This window comes from Tepidimonas fonticaldi, from assembly GCF_001675355.1.
GTDB lineage: Bacteria > Pseudomonadota > Gammaproteobacteria > Burkholderiales > Burkholderiaceae_C > Tepidimonas > Tepidimonas fonticaldi.
The window spans coordinates 888,670-904,941 of sequence record NZ_LZDH01000056.1 but is presented as its reverse complement, the minus strand read 5'-3'; the positions used below and the strand labels follow the sequence as shown (position 1 = coordinate 904,941).

Sequence of the window (16,272 nt, the reverse complement as noted above, 5' to 3'; positions counted from 1 at the left end):
GGGGTGGGCCTGCCTGCCCGTGCGGGCGCCCTTGCTGACGATGAACACCTTGGATGAACACCTTGGACCTCCCTCCGGTCACATCCAGCCGACCGACGGCCCCCATGCCCGACGCACCTGCCGCGACCGTGCTGGTCGTCGATGACGATCGCGCCACCCGGGCCATGGTGCGTGCCGTGCTGGCGCGCGAGCGCTATCGCATCCTGGAGGCGGGCGACGGACACGAGGCGGTCGCCGCCGTGCAGACCGAGCGGCCCGATCTGATTCTGATGGACGTCATGATGCCGGGGCTGGACGGCCATGCGGCGTGCGCGCAAATCCGGCTGCTGCTGGCCGACGACGCGCTGCCCATCGTCATGCTGACGGCCGCCGACGACATCGCGTCGATCGAGACCGCCTTCGAGGCCGGGGCGACGGACTTCATCACCAAACCCATCAGTTGGCCGTTGCTGCGCGAGCGTGTGCGCTACGCCCTGCGCGCCGGCAACCTGACGCGCGAAGTGCGGCGTGCGCGGCTGCGCGAGCTGTCGGTGCGCCGCATCGCGGGACTGGGGTATTGGGAGTGGCTGCTGTCCAGCGACCGCTTGAGCTGGAGCGAGGAGTTCGAGCCGCTGGCGGGCATTCGCGCCCAAGACAGCCTGCCGCGCGAGGAGTTTTTGGCCCGTGTCCACCCGGACGACCGGCAGCGGCTGCACCATGCCATGGAGCGCGCGCGCGACGTCGGGGCGCGCCTGGATCAGGAGTTTCGCATCCACCTGCAATCGTCGGACCGCATTTTGCGCGTGGTGGGCGAGCGGGGCCTGCACGGCGAGGACGCCGACCGCGTGTTCGGCGTCTTCCAGGATTTGACGAGCATCCGCCGCACCGAGGCGCTGGTGGACTATCTGTCGCTGCACGACGAGACCACGGATTTGCCGAACCGCCGGCTGTTCCTGCGCCGCGCGGCCGAGCGCATCCAGAAGGTGCGTGCCGAAAACGACCGTGTCCTGCTCATTGGTACCATCGATATCCACCGCTTCGCCCGCTTCAACGAAAGTCTGGGGGAGGGCGGGGCCAACCGCCTGCTGGCGCTGTGGGGCCAGCGCCTGAAGCACCATCAGGACGGGGGAACCGTCGTCGAAGTGGCCCGCGTCGGCGGTGACGAGTTCGCGGTCGCGATCCAGGCCACGGACGGCGCGGCCGCCTCGGCGGTTTTTCGACGTGTGCAGCAGGCCCTGCGCCAGCCGGTGCATCTGGAGCAGCAGGAACTGGTGGTGCCGTTCAGCGCCGGCTGGGCCGTTTGCCCCACCCACGGCCACGAGGCCGAGCCGCTGCTGACCCTGGCGCAAGAGGCCCAGCGCCGCGCCCGCGCCCAGGGGCGCGACGACCTGGGGGCCGAGGCCGACGACGCGCTGTCACAGCGCCGCCAGCGGCTACTCGCGTTCGAGCGGGCGCTGCACCGCGCCCTGGAGCGGCAGGAGTTCTACCTGGCCTATCAGCCGCAGATGGATGTCGCCACCGGGCGCATCGTCGGCTGCGAGGCCCTGATCCGCTGGCGCAGCACGGAATGGGGCGAGGTGTCGCCAGCGGAGTTCGTCCCGCTGTTGGAAGAATCCGGCGCGATCATCGATGTCGGGGCGTGGGTGCTGGCCAGTGCCGCGCAACAGGCCGCCGCCTGGGAGCGCGCCGGACTGCCCCTGCGGGTGGGCATCAACCTGTCGCCGCGGCAGTTTTTGGCCCCGTCGCTGATGGAGCACATCCAGTCCGCGCTTCAATCGTCCGGTGTGTCGCCCGGGTGCATCGAGCTGGAAATCACCGAAAGCCTCACCATGCAGGACGTCGATCATTCGATCCGCCTGTTGCAGCGCTGCCGCGATGCGGGCGTCATGGTGGCCATCGACGACTTCGGGGTCGGCCATTCGTCGCTGGCCTATGCCCTGCAGTTCCCCATCGATGCGATCAAGATCGACCGCGCTTTCGTCACCCACATCACACGCGGACGCGCCGACCGCGCCATCGTGCGGGCAGTGGTCGCCCTCGGGCAGTCCTTGGGCGTGGAGATCATCGCGGAAGGCGTGGAGAATCAGCGCCAGTGCGACTTTCTGGAGGCCATTGGCGTCACCCAGGTGCAGGGCTACCTGATCGGCCGCCCGATGCTGCCGGACCAGCTCGAAGCGCTGGCGCGCAGCTACCGCCGCGAGGTCTGACCGCGCGGGTGATGCCCGCGCCCATGCCCGTCCTTCAGGCGATGTCGCCGGTGTGCACCCCGAAGCGCCCCTGGCGGCGGTCGTCGAAGTAGCGGCGCAGCGTCTCGTGGACCGTGCGAAAGGCGAGCTCCTCCCACGGAACCTCGTGCTCGTGGAACAGGCGTGCTTCCAGCGTCTCGTGCCCTGGATCGAAGCGATCGCTCAACAGGCGCGCCCGGTAGTAGATGTGCACCTGGCCCACCCGCGCGACGTTGAGCAGCGTGAACAAGCCCTCCAGCGCGATCTGCGCACCGGCTTCTTCCACCGTCTCGCGCAGGGCGCCCTGCTCGGTCGTCTCCCCCAGCTCCATGAAGCCGGCGGGCAGCGTCCATTTGCCCCGGCGCGGCTCGATGGCGCGCCGGCACAGCAGCACCTGGGCGCCGTCCTGCCCCCAGTAAGGGACCGTCCCGACGACGTTGAGCGGGTTTTCGTAGTGGATGGTGCCGCACGCGGGGCACACCGCCCGCACCCGGGTGTCCCCGTCGTCGGGAATGCGGTGCTCCACCGCAGCGGCACAGGCGCAACAAAACCGGATGGGACTGCGAAACATGCGCCCAAGTGTAGTGCCGCCCCACCCACGGTGCCGGGGCGGGGCAGGGCGGGCTTACGCCTTGGTGTGCTTCTCGATCAGCTTGCGGGCGGTGTCCAGCAAGTCGCGGCCGTTGAGACCGCGCTTGTCCATGTCCTGCACCCATTCGGCCTCCACTTGGCGCGCTTTGCGGCGGAACTCCTGCGCCTCGGCCAGCGCGATGGTGTGGATTTTGTTGCCGCGGTTCACGGCCTGCTTGCGTGCCGGCGCATCGCCCGCCTGCTGGGTGCGCCCCAGGAAGGCGGACGTCTCGATGCCCGAGTTGGCGTCGATCACCTTCTTGAGGTCGGGCGGCAGCGAGGCATAGCGCGCCTTGTTCATGCCCATGACGAAGGTGGTCGTGTACAGCGCGCCGCCCTTGGGGTCGAATTCGCTGTGGTTGCTCACCAGCTCGTGCACCTTGACCGAGGGCACCACCTCCCAGGGGATGACGCAGCCGTCGATGACGCCCTTGGACAGCGCATCGGGGATTTGCGGCAGCGGCATGCCGACCGGGGTCGCGCCCAGGTAGCCCAGCATCTTCGTGATCTGGCGCGTCGGGCCGCGCATCTTGAGGCCGCGCAAGTCGTCCGGTTGCGTGATCAAGCGCGTCTTCACATGGAACATGCCTGGGCCGTGCACCTGAAAGGCGATCGGGTGGATGTCGCGGTACTCGTCGGCGCCTTTGGTCTGGATGAACTCCCAGAAGGCTTTGGAGGTGGCCTCGGCATTCGTCATCATGAACGGCAGCTCGAACACCTCGGTGCGCGGGAAGCGCCCCGGGGTGTTGCCCGGCAGCGTCCAGACGATATCGACCACACCGTCCTTGGCTTGGTCATACAGCTGGACCGGCGAGCCGCCCAACTGCATCGCGGGGTAGCCCTCGAACTTGATGCGCCCGCCCGATTCCTTCTCCACCTTGTCCATCCACGCCTTGTGCATGTTCAGCCACACGTTGGAGGTGGGCGACATGAAGGTGTGGAACTTGAGCGTCACGCTCTGCTGCGCAAAACCGATCAGGCCGGGGGCGCCCAGCGCGACGGCGGCGCCCGACTTCAGCACGGTGCGGCGGTGGATCATGGCATCGAACTCCAGGCAACGACGAAAGTGATCGAAGCGTCGCGCCTGCCGCACGGACGGGCGTTTCGGCGGCGCTTGCACGCTTCGCAGTGTAAGCGCTTGGGGGCGATTGCCCGGGGGCGGTTCATCGGGGTTTGCCCGGGTGGCGACGCAGCGGCTAGACTGCGGGGCTGTCGTCGTCCTCCGCCGTTGGATTCATGAAGCTGTACAACTACTTCCGCTCCGGCACCTCGTTTCGGGTGCGCATCGCCCTCCACCTCAAAGGCCTCGACTACGAGTACATCCCCGTGCATCTGGCCAAGGGGGAGCAGCACGGTGCCGCCTACCGCGCCCTCAGCCCCGATTCGCTCGTTCCGGTGCTCGACGTCGAGGGCGACCCCGACCACGCGCGCTTGAGCCAATCGATGGCCATCATCGAATACCTGGACGAAACCCACCCGGAGCCGCCGCTGCTGCCGCGCGATCCGCTCGGCCGCGCGCGGGTGCGGGCGCTGGCCCAGACCGTGGCCTGCGAAATCCACCCGATCAACAACCTGCGCATCCTCAAATACCTGGCTGGGCCGCTGGGCCTGTCGGAGCAGCAGCGCACCGACTGGTACAACCACTGGGTGATGGAGGGCCTGCGCGCCTACGAACGCCGTCTGCAGGATCTGGCGCAGGAGCGGGCCCGCCTGGGCCTGCCGCCCTCGGTGTACTCCTATGGCGACACGCCCACGCTGGCCGACTGTTGCCTGGTGCCGCAGATCGTCAACGGGCGGCGTTTCGGCTTAGAGTACGAGGGCATTCCGCTGACGCTAGCGGTGTTCGAGCGGTGCATGCAACTCGAGGCCTTCCAACGCGCGCACCCGTCGCGCTGCCCCGATGCCGAATGATGCCGGCTCCATCCGGCCCACCGAGGCGGTTCGTGGGGGATTGATCGGCCTGAGGGCCGACGTGGGCCCCGGCGCGCTCGGTTGGATGAGCACCCGTGCCGGCGGCGTGTCGGTGGGGCCATGGGCGTCGCTGAATCTGGGCGACCACGTGGGGGATGCGCCCGATGCCGTGGCCCGCAACCGCGCGCGGTGGGCACAGGCCCTGGGCGCGCGACCGGTCTTTTTGCGGCAGGTCCACGGCACGGGGGTGGTGCGGCTCGACGCGACGACGCCGGACGGCACCGAGGCCGACGCCTGCTGGACCGACGCGCGCGGGGTGGCCTGCACCGTGTTGGTGGCCGACTGCCTGCCCATCTTGCTGGCCGCCCCGGATGGGCAGTCGGTCGCCGCGGTCCACGCGGGCTGGCGCGGGCTGGCGGGGTACGACGGGAACGGCGTGCTCGAAGCCCTGTGCGCCCATTGGCCCGCCGCCCAAGCCCCCGAGCGCCGGTGCGCGATCCGGGTGTGGATCGGTGCGGCGATCGGCCCGCAGGCCTTCGAGGTGGGGGGCGAGGTGCGGGAAGCCTTCGTGGCAGCGTGCCCCAGCGATGCCGAGGCGTTTCGGCCCTCGCCGCACAACGCCGACCGGTGGCTGGCCGATCTGCCTGGGCTGGCGCGGCGCCGGCTGGCGCGGCTGGGCTTTGGCCCCGTCACGGGCAACGACGGGTCCGCCCCCTGGTGCACGGTCGGCAACCCCTCACGGTTCTTCTCGCACCGGCGAGATGCGCGGCTCCTGGGCCACAGCGGGCGGCTCGGTGCGGCCATCTGGCGCGTCTGAACCCGGCGCCGTGGCGGCCTCCTGCCGCCGCCGCGCTTTGCGCCGCAGGGGCGTGCCCATCAGATAGACGGCCAGTGCCATTGGGCCCACGCCGTACAGCAGCAGGGTGAAAAACGCGCCCAACACGGTGCCCTGCGGACTCAAGGCCTCGGCGATCGCCATCATCACGACCACATAACCCCAGGCAAGGAGGACGAGATACATCGGCGCTGGACTCGAATAGGTGCCGGATGCCCGATCGGGAGAGGAGTGAACCGCGCGGTGTCAGCGTCATGGAAGGCGTTCCTGCGACACTGGTCCCATCCCCGCGGCACGCGGCGCAGCGTTCCCCGGGTAAGCCCGGACGCGACCACGCCCCGATTGTCATCGAAACGACGGCCGAGCGCGTTACGATGACGGCGTAATACCGACAGGAGACACGCGAATGACGCAATCCCGCACCGACGGTCAACCGTCCTGGACCGAATGGTCGCAGCAGGCCTTCCAGCAATGGACGCAGGCGGTGCAGACGGCTCTGCAAGGGGCCGGGCAACCGGCCTTTGCGGCCGCTGCGGGGGCTGCCGGGCCGGGCTGGGGCCAGGTCGGCGGTCTGTCGGACCTGTTGCGCCGCCTGGGCGGCTCGGCGGTGCAACTGGACCCTGGCGCGTGGGCCGAGATCCAGCGGGACTACCTGCGCGAGGCCGGCGAACTCTGGCAGCAGGGGCTGCAGATCCAGCCGCCGCGGGAGGATCGGCGCTTTGCGGCCGACGCCTGGGCGCGCAATCCTGTCGCGGCCTACAGCGCGGCGTTGTACCTGCTCAACGCCCGCACGCTCATGCGCATGGCCGAGGCCGTGCAGGCCGACGCCAAAACCAAGGCCCGCATCCGCTTTGCGGTGCAGCAGTGGATCGATGCCACCGCGCCAAGCAACTTCCTCGCCTTCAACGCCGAGGCGCAGCAAAAAGCCCTGGAGACGCAGGGCGAGAGCATCGCCAAGGGCGTGCAAAACCTGCTCAACGACATGAAGCAGGGGTTCGTTTCCATGACGGACCACAACGCCTTCGAGGTCGGCCGCAACGTCGCCACCACCGAGGGGCAGGTGGTGTTCGAGAACGAGTACTTCCAGCTGATCGAGTACAAGCCGCTGACCGCGCGCGTGTACGAGCGGCCGTTCCTGGTCGTGCCGCCGTGCATCAACAAGTACTACATCCTCGACCTGCAGCCGGACAACTCCTTCCTGCGCTACGCGGTCGAGCAGGGGCACCGCACCTTCGTCATCAGCTGGCGCAACCCCGACGCGTCGCTGGCGCAGGCCACCTGGGACGACTATATCGAGGACGCCGTCATCCGCGCCATCGACGTCGTGCGCGAGATCGGCAAGGCCGACACCATCAACGCGTTGGGCTTCTGCGTCGGCGGCACGATGCTGGGCACGGCGCTGGCGGTGCTGGCCGCGCGCGGCGAGCGCAAGGTCGAAACCGCCACCTTCCTGACCACGCTGCTGGACTTCACCGACACCGGGGTGCTGGACGTCTTCATCGACGAGGCCTTCGTCGCGCTGCGCGAGCTGCAGTACGCGCACGGCGGCCTGCTGCCCGGGCGCGATCTGGCCACCACCTTCAGCTTCCTGCGCCCGAACGACCTGGTCTGGAACTACGTCGTCGGCAACTACCTCAAGGGCGAGACGCCGCCGCCGTTCGACCTGCTGTACTGGAACAGCGACAGCACCAACCTGCCCGGCAAGTGGTACGCGTGGTACCTGCGCCACACCTACCTGCAGAACGAACTCTGCCAGCCCGGCAAGCTGACCGTCTGCGGCGCACCGGTGGACCTGGGGGCGATCGACATCCCGGCCTATGTCTACGGTTCGCGCGAGGACCACATCGTGCCGATCGGCGGCGCCTACGCCACCACGCGCCACCTCGGCGGGCCGATGCGCTTCGTGATGGGCGCCTCGGGCCACATCGCCGGCGTCATCAACCCCGCCGCCAAGGGCAAGCGCAGCTTCTGGACCGGGCCCGAGGGGCATTTCCCCGAATCGGTGGACGACTGGATCGCCGCCGCCACCGAGCACAAGGGCAGCTGGTGGACCGACTGGGCGCCGTGGATCGCGGCGCACGGCGGCCGCCAGATCCCGGCCCCACGCAGCTACGGCAATCGCCGCCACCGCCCGATCGAGCCGGCCCCCGGCCGCTACGTGCGCGTCAAGGCCGACGAGGCCCTGGCCACGCTCGTCACCGCGCCGCTCACCCCCACCACCTCCGCAGCGAAAGGATGAATCCCATGGACGACATCGTCATCGTCGGTGCCGTGCGCACCGCCATCGGCAAGTTCGGCGGCACGCTCGCCAAGACCCCCGCGATGGACCTTGGCGCTACCGTGATCCGCGCCCTGCTGGAGCGCACCGGCGTGCCGGCCGAGCAGGTCGGCGAGGTCATCATGGGCCAGGTGCTGGCGGCCGGCTGCGGCCAGAACCCGGCGCGCCAGGCGGCCATGAAGGCCGGCGTGCCGAAGGAGACGCCGGCGCTGACCATCAACGCCGTGTGCGGCTCGGGCCTCAAGGCCGTGATGCTGGCCGCGCAGGCCATCGCCTGGGGCGACAGCGACATCGTCATCGCCGGCGGGCAAGAGAACATGTCGCTGGCCCCGCACGTGCTGATGGGCAGCCGCGAGGGCCAGCGCATGGGCGACTGGAAGATGATCGACTCGATGATCGTCGACGGCCTGTGGGACGTCTACCACCAGTACCACATGGGCATCACGGCCGAGAACGTCGCCAAGGCCCACGGCATCACGCGCGAGATGCAGGATGCCCTCGCGCTGGAGAGCCAGCGCCGCGCCGCCGCCGCGCAGGACGCCGGCAAGTTCAAGGACGAGATCGTGCCGGTCATGATCCCGCAGCGCAAGGGCGACCCGATCGTCTTCGACACCGACGAGTACCTCAACCGCAAGACCAGCGCCGAGGCGCTGGCGGGCCTCAAGCCCGCGTTCGACAAGACCGGCAGCGTCACCGCCGGCAACGCCAGCGGCATCAACGACGGCGCGGCCGCCGTGATGGTCATGAAAGCGAGCAAGGCCGCGCAGCTGGGCCTCAAACCCCTGGCGCGCATCGCCAGCTTCGGCACCAGCGGGCTGGATCCGGCCACGATGGGCATGGGTCCGGTGCCGGCGTCGCAGAAGGCGCTGGCGCGCGCCGGCTGGTCGGTGACCGACGTCGACCTGTTCGAGCTGAACGAGGCGTTCGCCGCCCAGGCCTGCGCGGTCAACCAGGCGCTGGGCGCCGCCCCGGCCAAGGTCAACGTCAACGGAGGCGCCATCGCGCTGGGCCACCCGATCGGCGCCTCCGGCTGCCGCGTGCTGGTCACGCTGCTGCACGAGATGCAGCGCCGCGACGCCCGCAAGGGCCTGGCCGCGCTGTGCATCGGCGGCGGCATGGGCGTCTCGCTCTGCGTCGAGCGCTGAGCCTGCCACCCCCTGGTTTTTGCCCCACCACCCACGTCCAACACACAGAGGAGCAGTTTCATGAGTCAACAACGCGTCGCATACGTCACCGGCGGCATGGGCGGCATCGGCACCGCCATCTGCCAGGCACTGGCCAATGCGGGTTTCAAAGTCATCGCCGGCTGCGGCCCCACGCGCGACTATCAAAAGTGGCTGGACGAGCAAAAGGCGCTCGGCTACACCTTTTATGCCAGCGTGGGCAACGTGGGTGACTGGGATTCCACGGTCCAGGCCTTCACCAAGGCCAAGGCCGAGCACGGCCCGATCGACGTGCTGGTCAACAACGCCGGCATCACGCGCGACCGCCTGTTCCTCAAGATGACCAAGGAGGACTGGGACGCCGTCATCAACACCAACCTGACCTCCATGTTCAACGTCACCAAGCAGGTCGTGCCGGACATGGTCGAGCGGGGCTGGGGCCGCATCATCCAGATCTCGTCGGTCAACGGCGAGAAAGGGCAGGCCGGCCAGACCAACTATTCCGCTGCCAAGGCCGGCATGCACGGCTTCACCATGGCCCTGGCGCAGGAGCTGGCCTCCAAGGGGGTCACCGTCAACACGGTCAGCCCGGGTTACATCGCCACGGACATGGTCAAGGCCATCCGCCCCGACGTGCTGGAAAAAATCATCGCCACCATCCCCGTCAAGCGCCTGGGCGAGCCGCGCGAAATCGCCTCCATCGTCGCGTGGCTGGCCGGTGACGATGCGGGCTTCACCACCGGGGCCGACTTCTCGTGCAACGGCGGCCTGCACATGGGTTGACGGATTCGACCTCCGTCGCACAACGTCCCAGCGCCCGCCTTTTGGCGGGCGTTTTTCGTGGCGTCGGGGATAATCGCGGCCCCATGAGTGAATCGCAGCCCAACCCCGGCCACAACCCCTGGCGCCTGAGCGTCGCCCCGATGATGGAGTGGACCGATCGCCATTGCCGCTGGTTTCACCGCCAGCTCACCCGCCACGCGCGCCTGTATACCGAGATGGTCACCACCGGCGCGTTGTTGCACGGCGATGTCGCGCGCCATCTGCGCTTTGGCGCGGAAGAGCACCCGGTGGCGCTGCAACTGGGCGGCAATGTCCCGCGCGAGCTGGCCGTGGCGGCCCGCATGGGCGAGGCCTGGGGCTACGACGAGATCAACCTCAACTGCGGCTGCCCCAGCCCGCGCGTGCAGCGCGGCGCCTTCGGCGCCTGTTTGATGGAGCATCCGCGGCTGGTGGCCGACTGCGTGCGCGCGATGCGCGACGCCGTGCGCGTGCCGGTGACGGTCAAGCACCGCATCGGCATCGACCGGGTGGAGGACTATGCGTTCGTGCGCGACTTCGTCGGCACGGTGGCCGAGGCCGGCTGCGCGGTCTTCATCGTGCACGCCCGCAACGCCTGGCTGGATGGCCTGAGCCCCGCCGAAAACCGCACCGTCCCGCCGCTGCGCTACGCCGTGGTGCATCGGCTCAAGCGCGATTTTCCGCAGTTGACGATCGCCATCAACGGCGGCATCACCACCGACGCCCAGGTGGCGGAGCACCTGGCCCAGGTCGATGGAGTGATGGTGGGCCGGGAGGCCTACCACAACCCGTGGTGGCTGGCCTCGTGGGACGCGGCGTACTTTGGCGCGCCACACGCCGTGCCCGACCGCGACGCGGTGGAAGCGCGCATGGTGGACTACATGGCGCGCGAAGGGCCGTCGTTGCCCGGCGGCTGGTATGCCATCGCGCGCCACATGCTGGGGTTGCGCCACGGTCAGCCCGGTGCGCGCCGATGGCGACAGGTCTGGAGCGATCACCGGCTCAAACGCCGGCCGCCGCACGAGGTGGCCGAACTCGCCCGGGCGGCGCTGCGCGCCCCCGCGTCCAGCGCCGCGTGAGGCGCGCTCGGCGCGCGCCCACGGTCACACCGCTGCCTGCAAGCCGTTGGCAAAGTGCACCCGCACCGCTTGCGCGGCCCCGGCGGCATCCCGCCGGCGCAAGGCGTCCAGGATGGCGCGGTGCTCGGCCAGCGACTCGGCGATGCGCCCCTGTTTGAACAGCGAGCCGTGGCGGTTGAGCTTCATGACCTTGCGCAGGTCGTTGACGAGTTGCTTGCGCCAGCGGTTCTGCCCCAGATCGAGCAGGCGCAGGTGAAACGCCTCGTTGAGCTCGAAAAACCGCTCCCGTGACCCCGTCTCGGGGTCGGCCGCGGCTTCCAGATCGGCGTGCATCCGCTCCAGAGCGGCCAGATCGTCGTCGGTCGCGCGCCAGCAGGCGGATTCGGCGGCATCCGCCTCCAGCAGCGCCAGCAGTTCGTACACCTCGCGCAGGTCCTGTTGCGACACCTCGGTGACGTAGGCGCCGCGGCGCACCTTCATCGTCACCAGCCCCTCGGCCGCCAACACCTTGATCGCCTCGCGCAAGGGCGTGCGGCTGATGCCCAGCTCCTCGGCGATTTTGAGTTCGTCGATCCAGGCGCCGGGGGGCAGTTCGCGGCTGAAGATGCGTTGGCGCAGCAGCTCGGCCACTTCCTCGTACAGCGCGCGCGACAGCAGGGGAACGGCAGTCATGGGCGCGATGATAGCGCCAGAAAGATTCTGCATCAATAATTATGAATGCGTTACACTAGGCGTTGTCCGGCGTTTGCGCCATCATCGCATCCGTTCGCGCGGGATCGCGCATCGCGTGGCCCGCACCGCACCGACCGTCATCCACCTGCCGACCTCGGGGGTTCCATGTCCAACACCGAATTCCGCACCGCCACACTGGCCGACTGGGAGGCCGCCGCCCGCAAATCCCTCAAGGGCGGCTCGCTCGAGCAGCTCCATTGGGTCACGCCGGAGGGCATCACCGTCAAGCCGCTCTACACCGCGGCCGACATCCGGGACCTGCCGTACACCGACACGCTGCCGGGCTTCGAGCCGTTCATCCGCGGGCCGCAGGCAACCATGTATGCGGTGCGCCCCTGGACCATTCGGCAATACGCAGGCTTCTCTACCGCCGAGGAGTCCAACGCCTTCTACCGCAAGGCGCTGGCCGCCGGCGGGCAGGGGGTCAGCGTCGCCTTCGACCTGGCTACCCACCGCGGCTACGACAGCGACAACCCGCGCGTGGTCGGTGACGTCGGCAAGGCGGGCGTGGCCATCGACAGCGTGGAGGACATGAAGATCCTGTTCGATGGCATCCCGCTCGACAAGGTGAGCGTCTCGATGACGATGAACGGCGCGGTGCTGCCGGTGCTGGCGGGCTACATCGTCGCGGCCGAGGAACAAGGGGTGGCGCAGGACCAGCTCTCGGGGACCATCCAGAACGACATCCTCAAGGAGTTCATGGTCCGCAACACCTACATCTACCCGCCGGAGCCGTCGATGCGCATCATCGGCGACATCATCGAGTACACGGCGCGGCACATGCCGAAGTTCAACTCGATCAGCATCTCCGGCTACCACATGCAGGAGGCCGGCGCCAACCAGGCGCTGGAGCTGGCCTTCACGCTGGCCGACGGCAAGGAGTACGTCAAGACCGCGCTGGCCAAGGGCTTGGATGTGGACGAGTTCGCCGGGCGGCTGAGCTTTTTTTGGGCGATCGGGATGAACTTCTACCTCGAGATCGCCAAGATGCGCGCCGCGCGGCTGCTGTGGTGCCGCATCATGAAGGGCTTTGGCGCGAAAAATCCCAAGAGCCTGATGCTGCGCACCCACTGCCAGACCAGCGGCTGGTCGCTGACCGAGCAGGACCCCTACAACAACATCGTGCGCACCACCATCGAGGCGATGGCGGCGGTGTTCGGCGGCACGCAGTCTCTTCACACCAACAGCTTCGACGAGGCGATCGCGCTGCCGACCGAGTTCTCGGCCCGCATCGCGCGCAACACGCAGCTGATCCTGCAGGAGGAGACGCACATCACCAGCGTGATCGACCCCTGGGCCGGCTCGTACATGATGGAAAAACTCACCCAGGACATGGCGGACAAGGCCTGGGCCATCATCGAAGAAGTCGATGCCATGGGCGGCATGACGCAGGCCGTCTCCAGCGGCTGGGCCAAGCTCAAGATCGAGGCCAGCGCGGCCGAGAAGCAGGCGCGCATCGACAGCGGCAAGGACGTCATCGTCGGCGTCAACAAGTACAGGCTGGCCAAAGAGGATCCGGTCGAAATCCTGGAGGTGGACAACCTGAAAGTGCGCGAGGCGCAGATTGCGCGGCTGCAGCGCATCCGCGCCACGCGCGACGGCGCCGCCGTGCAGCGCGCGCTGGACGCGCTGACCGAGTGCGCGCGCACGGGCCAAGGCAACCTGCTCGCGCTCAGCGTCGAGGCCATCCGCCTGCGGGCCACAGTCGGCGAGGTGTCCGACGCGCTGGAAAAAGTCTTCGGGCGCCACCGCGCCGACACACAAAAGGTGACCGGGGTGTATGCCGCTGCCTACGACTCCGCCGAAGGGTGGGAAAAGCTCCAGCAGGAAATCGCCGCCTTTGCCGAACAGCACGGCCGCCGCCCGCGCGTGATGATCGCCAAGCTGGGCCAGGACGGCCACGACCGCGGCGCCAAGGTGGTGGCCACCGCCTACGCCGACCTGGGCTTCGACGTGGACATCGGCCCGCTGTTCCAGACCCCGGAGGAGTGCGCGCGCCAGGCGATCGAAAATGACGTGCATGCGGTCGGCATCTCGACGCTGGCGGCGGGCCACAAGACGCTGGTGCCCGCCATCATCCAGGCGCTGAAAGACCAGGGCGCCGACGACATCATCGTCTTCGTCGGCGGCGTCATCCCCCGGCAAGACTATGAGTTCCTCTACGACGCTGGCGTCAAGGGCATCTACGGCCCCGGCACCCCCATCCCGGCCAGCGCCAAGGATGTGCTGGAGCACATCAAGAGGGCGGTGGCCTCAGCGGGTGGGGCGTGATGGGCGGACTGGGTATATATTTCTGATATCTACTCAATCAAAGGAGGCGAGCCGTGCCCCCCCCAGTTGCCACTGCCAAAGTGTTCACCACCGGCCGCAGCCAGGCCGTGCGCCTGCCCAAGGCGTTTCGGTTTGACACGGCGGAAGTCACCATTGAAAAGGTGGGCGATGCCGTTGTTTTGAGGCCCAAGTTGACGCGCAAAGACGAATGGTGGGCTGCGATGGAAAGGGTGCTCGACGGTTTTGAGGGCATGCCCGAGCACATCGAGCGCGACCGCTCAGGGCTGGGTGATCCGGTGCGCCTGGACTGATAGGCATGTATTTCCTGGACACCAACATCTGCGCCTACTTCATTTCGAGGCGCTACCCCGCGGTCACGGCCAGGTTTCGTGCAGTTGAGCCCCATGAGTTGGCCATCTCGGCACTGGTGGCGGCAGAGCTGGCCTACGGCGTCGAGCACAGCACGCGTGTGGAGCAAAACCGGCTGGCGCTGGAAGGTTTTATGCGGCTCATCAAGGTCGTGCCGTGGGACGCATCCGCCATGTGGCACTTCGCGCAGCACAAAACGCGGCTCAAAAGGCTGGACCAGCCCATCGGCGAGTTGGAGTTGCTCATCGCCTCCCAGGCTCTAGCCTTGGATGCGGTGCTGGTCACCAACAACACCCGGGAATTTGAGCGCATCGACGGCCTGAAGCTGGAGAACTGGGCTGAGGGCAGTTGATGAAAACTCAAATCATTTTGGTAGATTGGGAGAATGTTCAGCCCGAGCTTTTGCCCGCACTCAGCCTGGAAAACACGCGGTTGTTGGTATTCATCGGGCCACACCAAAACAAGTTGCCCTTTCCAGTGGTTCAAGCGGTGCAGATGCTCGGTGCACGTGCGCAATATGTTCAGGTGAGCAAGCAGGGAAACGATGCGCTGGATATGCACATCGCGTTTTATATAGGGCGTCTGGCGAGTGAGTTGAAAGACGCGTACTTCCATGTAATTGCCAAAGACCGCGACTATGACCCGCTGATCGCCCACCTGCGTTCGCTGGATATCGGGGCTGCGAAATGGCCTGATTTGGCCTCCATACCTGTTTTCAAGCGTGCTGCCGCAGTCACGTTGAAAGATCAGCTGGTCGCAGCCAAAGACTGGTTGAGGGAGCGAAGAATCAACCGCCCCAAGACACTAAAAACCTTGACCAATAGCCTGAAAACAGTCGCCTTTTCTGGACGGCTGACGGATGAAGAAATTGGTTTGCTGATGAAAGCACTGCTAGACGAGGGACTGATTGACGTCCAAGGGCAAAAAGTGACTTATGCTGGGCAACTTGATGCTTGACTACCTCCTGCACGGTACCCCTGCCCAGCAGCGGCGTGCCATGGCCAAGGCCATCACGCTGCTGGAGTCCACACGGCCTGACCACCGGCGCGAGGCCGACGCCCTGCTCAACGCCTTGCTGCCGCACACGGGGCAGGCGTTTCGTCTGGGCATCAGCGGTGTGCCCGGCGTGGGTAAAAGCACCTTCATCGAGGCGCTGGGGCTGTACCTGATTGGGCAGGGGCACCGCGTCGCCGTGCTGGCGGTGGATCCGAGCAGCAGCGTCTCGGGCGGCTCCATCCTCGGGGACAAGACGCGCATGGAGCATCTCTCCGTGCACGAGCATGCCTACATCCGGCCCAGCCCCAGCGGGGGCAACCTGGGCGGTGTGGCGGCCAAGACGCGCGAGGCGATGCTGGTCTGCGAGGCGGCGGGCTACGACATCGTGATTGTCGAGACGGTCGGCGTCGGCCAGAGCGAGACGGCGGTGGCCGACATGACCGACATGTTCTGCGTGCTGCAACTGCCCAATGCGGGCGACGACCTGCAGGCGATCAAGAAGGGCATCATGGAGCTGGCGGATCTGGTCGTCATCAACAAGGCCGACCTCGACCCCGACGCTGCCACGCGCGCCCAGGCCCAGATCACGTCGGCGCTGCGCCTGCTGGGCCTGCATGGACGGCCGGAGACGGCCCACCACGACGAGACGCTGTGGCACCCGCGCGTCATTCAGCTCAGCGCCCTGCAGGGCCGCGGGGTGGATGCCTTCTGGCAGGCGGTCAGCGATTTCCGGCGTCTGCAGCAGGCCAACGGGCGGCTGGCCGCGCGCCGCCAACGGCAGGCCCGCGCCTGGATGTGGGAGCGCATCGACAGCGGCCTGCGCGAGGCGTTTGCCCACCATGCCGCCGTGCGCGAGCGCCTGCCCCAGCTCACCGAAGCCGTGCTGGCCGGGCGCATGGTGGCCTCGGCCGCCGCGCGCTCCTTGCTGTCTGCCTTTTTCCACGCCCCGCCGATGGGCGGCGACGCGACCCCTTCACCTTCCCTGAACGACAGGAGCCTGTGA

16 protein-coding genes are annotated in these 16,272 nt (G+C 67.8%); 12 read left to right on the top strand and 4 right to left on the bottom strand.

The genetic code is table 11. The features are described 5' to 3' along the window. Positions 1-104 precede the first annotated feature (104 nt). Positions 105-2,186, top strand: coding sequence for a putative bifunctional diguanylate cyclase/phosphodiesterase (locus A9O67_RS10070; RefSeq protein WP_068609729.1), 2,082 nt, complete (start codon positions 105-107; stop codon positions 2,184-2,186). Between the two features lie 34 nt (positions 2,187-2,220). Here the strand turns inward: A9O67_RS10070 and A9O67_RS10065 are convergent, their stop codons facing one another. Both A9O67_RS10065 and A9O67_RS10060 read right to left on the bottom strand, forming a co-directional pair. After that, positions 2,221-2,775 (bottom strand): NUDIX hydrolase, encoded by a 555-nt coding sequence (locus A9O67_RS10065; protein ID WP_068609727.1) that lies wholly within the window; start codon positions 2,773-2,775, stop codon positions 2,221-2,223. Between the two features lie 54 nt (positions 2,776-2,829). Beyond that, entirely contained in the window at positions 2,830-3,873 is a 1,044-nt protein-coding gene (locus A9O67_RS10060) for a TRAP transporter substrate-binding protein (RefSeq protein ID WP_068609725.1), read from the bottom strand. Between the two features lie 197 nt (positions 3,874-4,070). On the opposite strand from A9O67_RS10060, the gene maiA reads away from it, so the two are divergent. Further along, positions 4,071-4,745 (top strand): maleylacetoacetate isomerase, encoded by a 675-nt coding sequence (gene maiA, locus A9O67_RS10055; RefSeq protein ID WP_068609723.1) that lies wholly within the window; start codon positions 4,071-4,073, stop codon positions 4,743-4,745. 85 nt (positions 4,746-4,830) lie between these two features. Continuing rightward, positions 4,831-5,562, top strand: coding sequence for a peptidoglycan editing factor PgeF (pgeF, locus tag A9O67_RS10050; protein ID WP_068609990.1), 732 nt, complete (start codon positions 4,831-4,833; stop codon positions 5,560-5,562). Here pgeF and A9O67_RS10045 read toward each other — a convergent pair. Further along, positions 5,482-5,766 carry a hypothetical protein gene (locus A9O67_RS10045; RefSeq protein WP_068609721.1) on the bottom strand — a complete coding sequence of 95 codons (285 nt, stop codon included), beginning with the start codon at positions 5,764-5,766 and terminating at the stop codon, positions 5,482-5,484. The two genes, pgeF and A9O67_RS10045, sit on opposite strands and share 81 nt — an antisense overlap. A gap of 220 nt (positions 5,767-5,986) precedes the next feature. Between A9O67_RS10045 and phaC the strand changes: the two genes are divergently transcribed. From phaC to dusA, 4 genes are all read left to right on the top strand, one after another. After that, positions 5,987-7,819 carry a class I poly(R)-hydroxyalkanoic acid synthase gene (gene phaC / locus A9O67_RS10040; RefSeq protein ID WP_082955490.1) on the top strand — a complete coding sequence of 611 codons (1,833 nt, stop codon included), beginning with the start codon at positions 5,987-5,989 and terminating at the stop codon, positions 7,817-7,819. 5 nt (positions 7,820-7,824) lie between these two features. Continuing rightward, positions 7,825-9,003, top strand: coding sequence for an acetyl-CoA C-acetyltransferase (locus tag A9O67_RS10035; RefSeq protein ID WP_068609719.1), 1,179 nt, complete (start codon positions 7,825-7,827; stop codon positions 9,001-9,003). A 60-nt stretch (positions 9,004-9,063) separates the two neighbouring features. Then, a complete protein-coding gene (gene phbB, locus A9O67_RS10030) occupies positions 9,064-9,804 on the top strand; it encodes an acetoacetyl-CoA reductase (protein WP_068609717.1) in 741 nt (246 codons plus the stop codon). 83 nt (positions 9,805-9,887) lie between these two features. Next, positions 9,888-10,901 carry a tRNA dihydrouridine(20/20a) synthase DusA gene (gene dusA, locus A9O67_RS10025; RefSeq protein WP_068609715.1) on the top strand — a complete coding sequence of 338 codons (1,014 nt, stop codon included), beginning with the start codon at positions 9,888-9,890 and terminating at the stop codon, positions 10,899-10,901. 24 nt (positions 10,902-10,925) lie between these two features. On the opposite strand, the gene A9O67_RS10020 is transcribed toward dusA, so the two are convergent. Then, complete coding sequence (locus tag A9O67_RS10020) at positions 10,926-11,573, bottom strand: GntR family transcriptional regulator (RefSeq protein ID WP_068609714.1); 648 nt, start codon at positions 11,571-11,573, stop codon at positions 10,926-10,928. Positions 11,574-11,738: 165 nt separating this feature from the next. Between A9O67_RS10020 and scpA the strand changes: the two genes are divergently transcribed. From scpA to meaB, 5 genes are all read left to right on the top strand, one after another. Then, complete coding sequence (scpA, locus tag A9O67_RS10015; RefSeq protein WP_068609713.1) at positions 11,739-13,904, top strand: methylmalonyl-CoA mutase; 2,166 nt, start codon at positions 11,739-11,741, stop codon at positions 13,902-13,904. A gap of 80 nt (positions 13,905-13,984) precedes the next feature. Continuing rightward, on the top strand, positions 13,985-14,215 hold the full coding sequence (locus A9O67_RS10010; protein ID WP_068609712.1) for an antitoxin: 231 nt from the start codon (positions 13,985-13,987) through the stop codon (positions 14,213-14,215). 5 nt (positions 14,216-14,220) lie between these two features. Then, complete coding sequence (gene vapC / locus A9O67_RS10005) at positions 14,221-14,625, top strand: type II toxin-antitoxin system tRNA(fMet)-specific endonuclease VapC (RefSeq protein ID WP_068609706.1); 405 nt, start codon at positions 14,221-14,223, stop codon at positions 14,623-14,625. Next, positions 14,625-15,230, top strand: a complete 606-nt coding sequence (locus A9O67_RS13460; RefSeq protein WP_156682289.1) for a PIN domain-containing protein — start codon at positions 14,625-14,627, stop codon at positions 15,228-15,230. Before vapC ends, A9O67_RS13460 begins: the two co-directional genes overlap by 1 nt. Further along, a complete protein-coding gene (gene meaB / locus A9O67_RS10000; protein ID WP_068609988.1) occupies positions 15,223-16,272 on the top strand; it encodes a methylmalonyl Co-A mutase-associated GTPase MeaB in 1,050 nt (349 codons plus the stop codon). The genes A9O67_RS13460 and meaB overlap by 8 nt, the downstream gene beginning before the upstream one ends.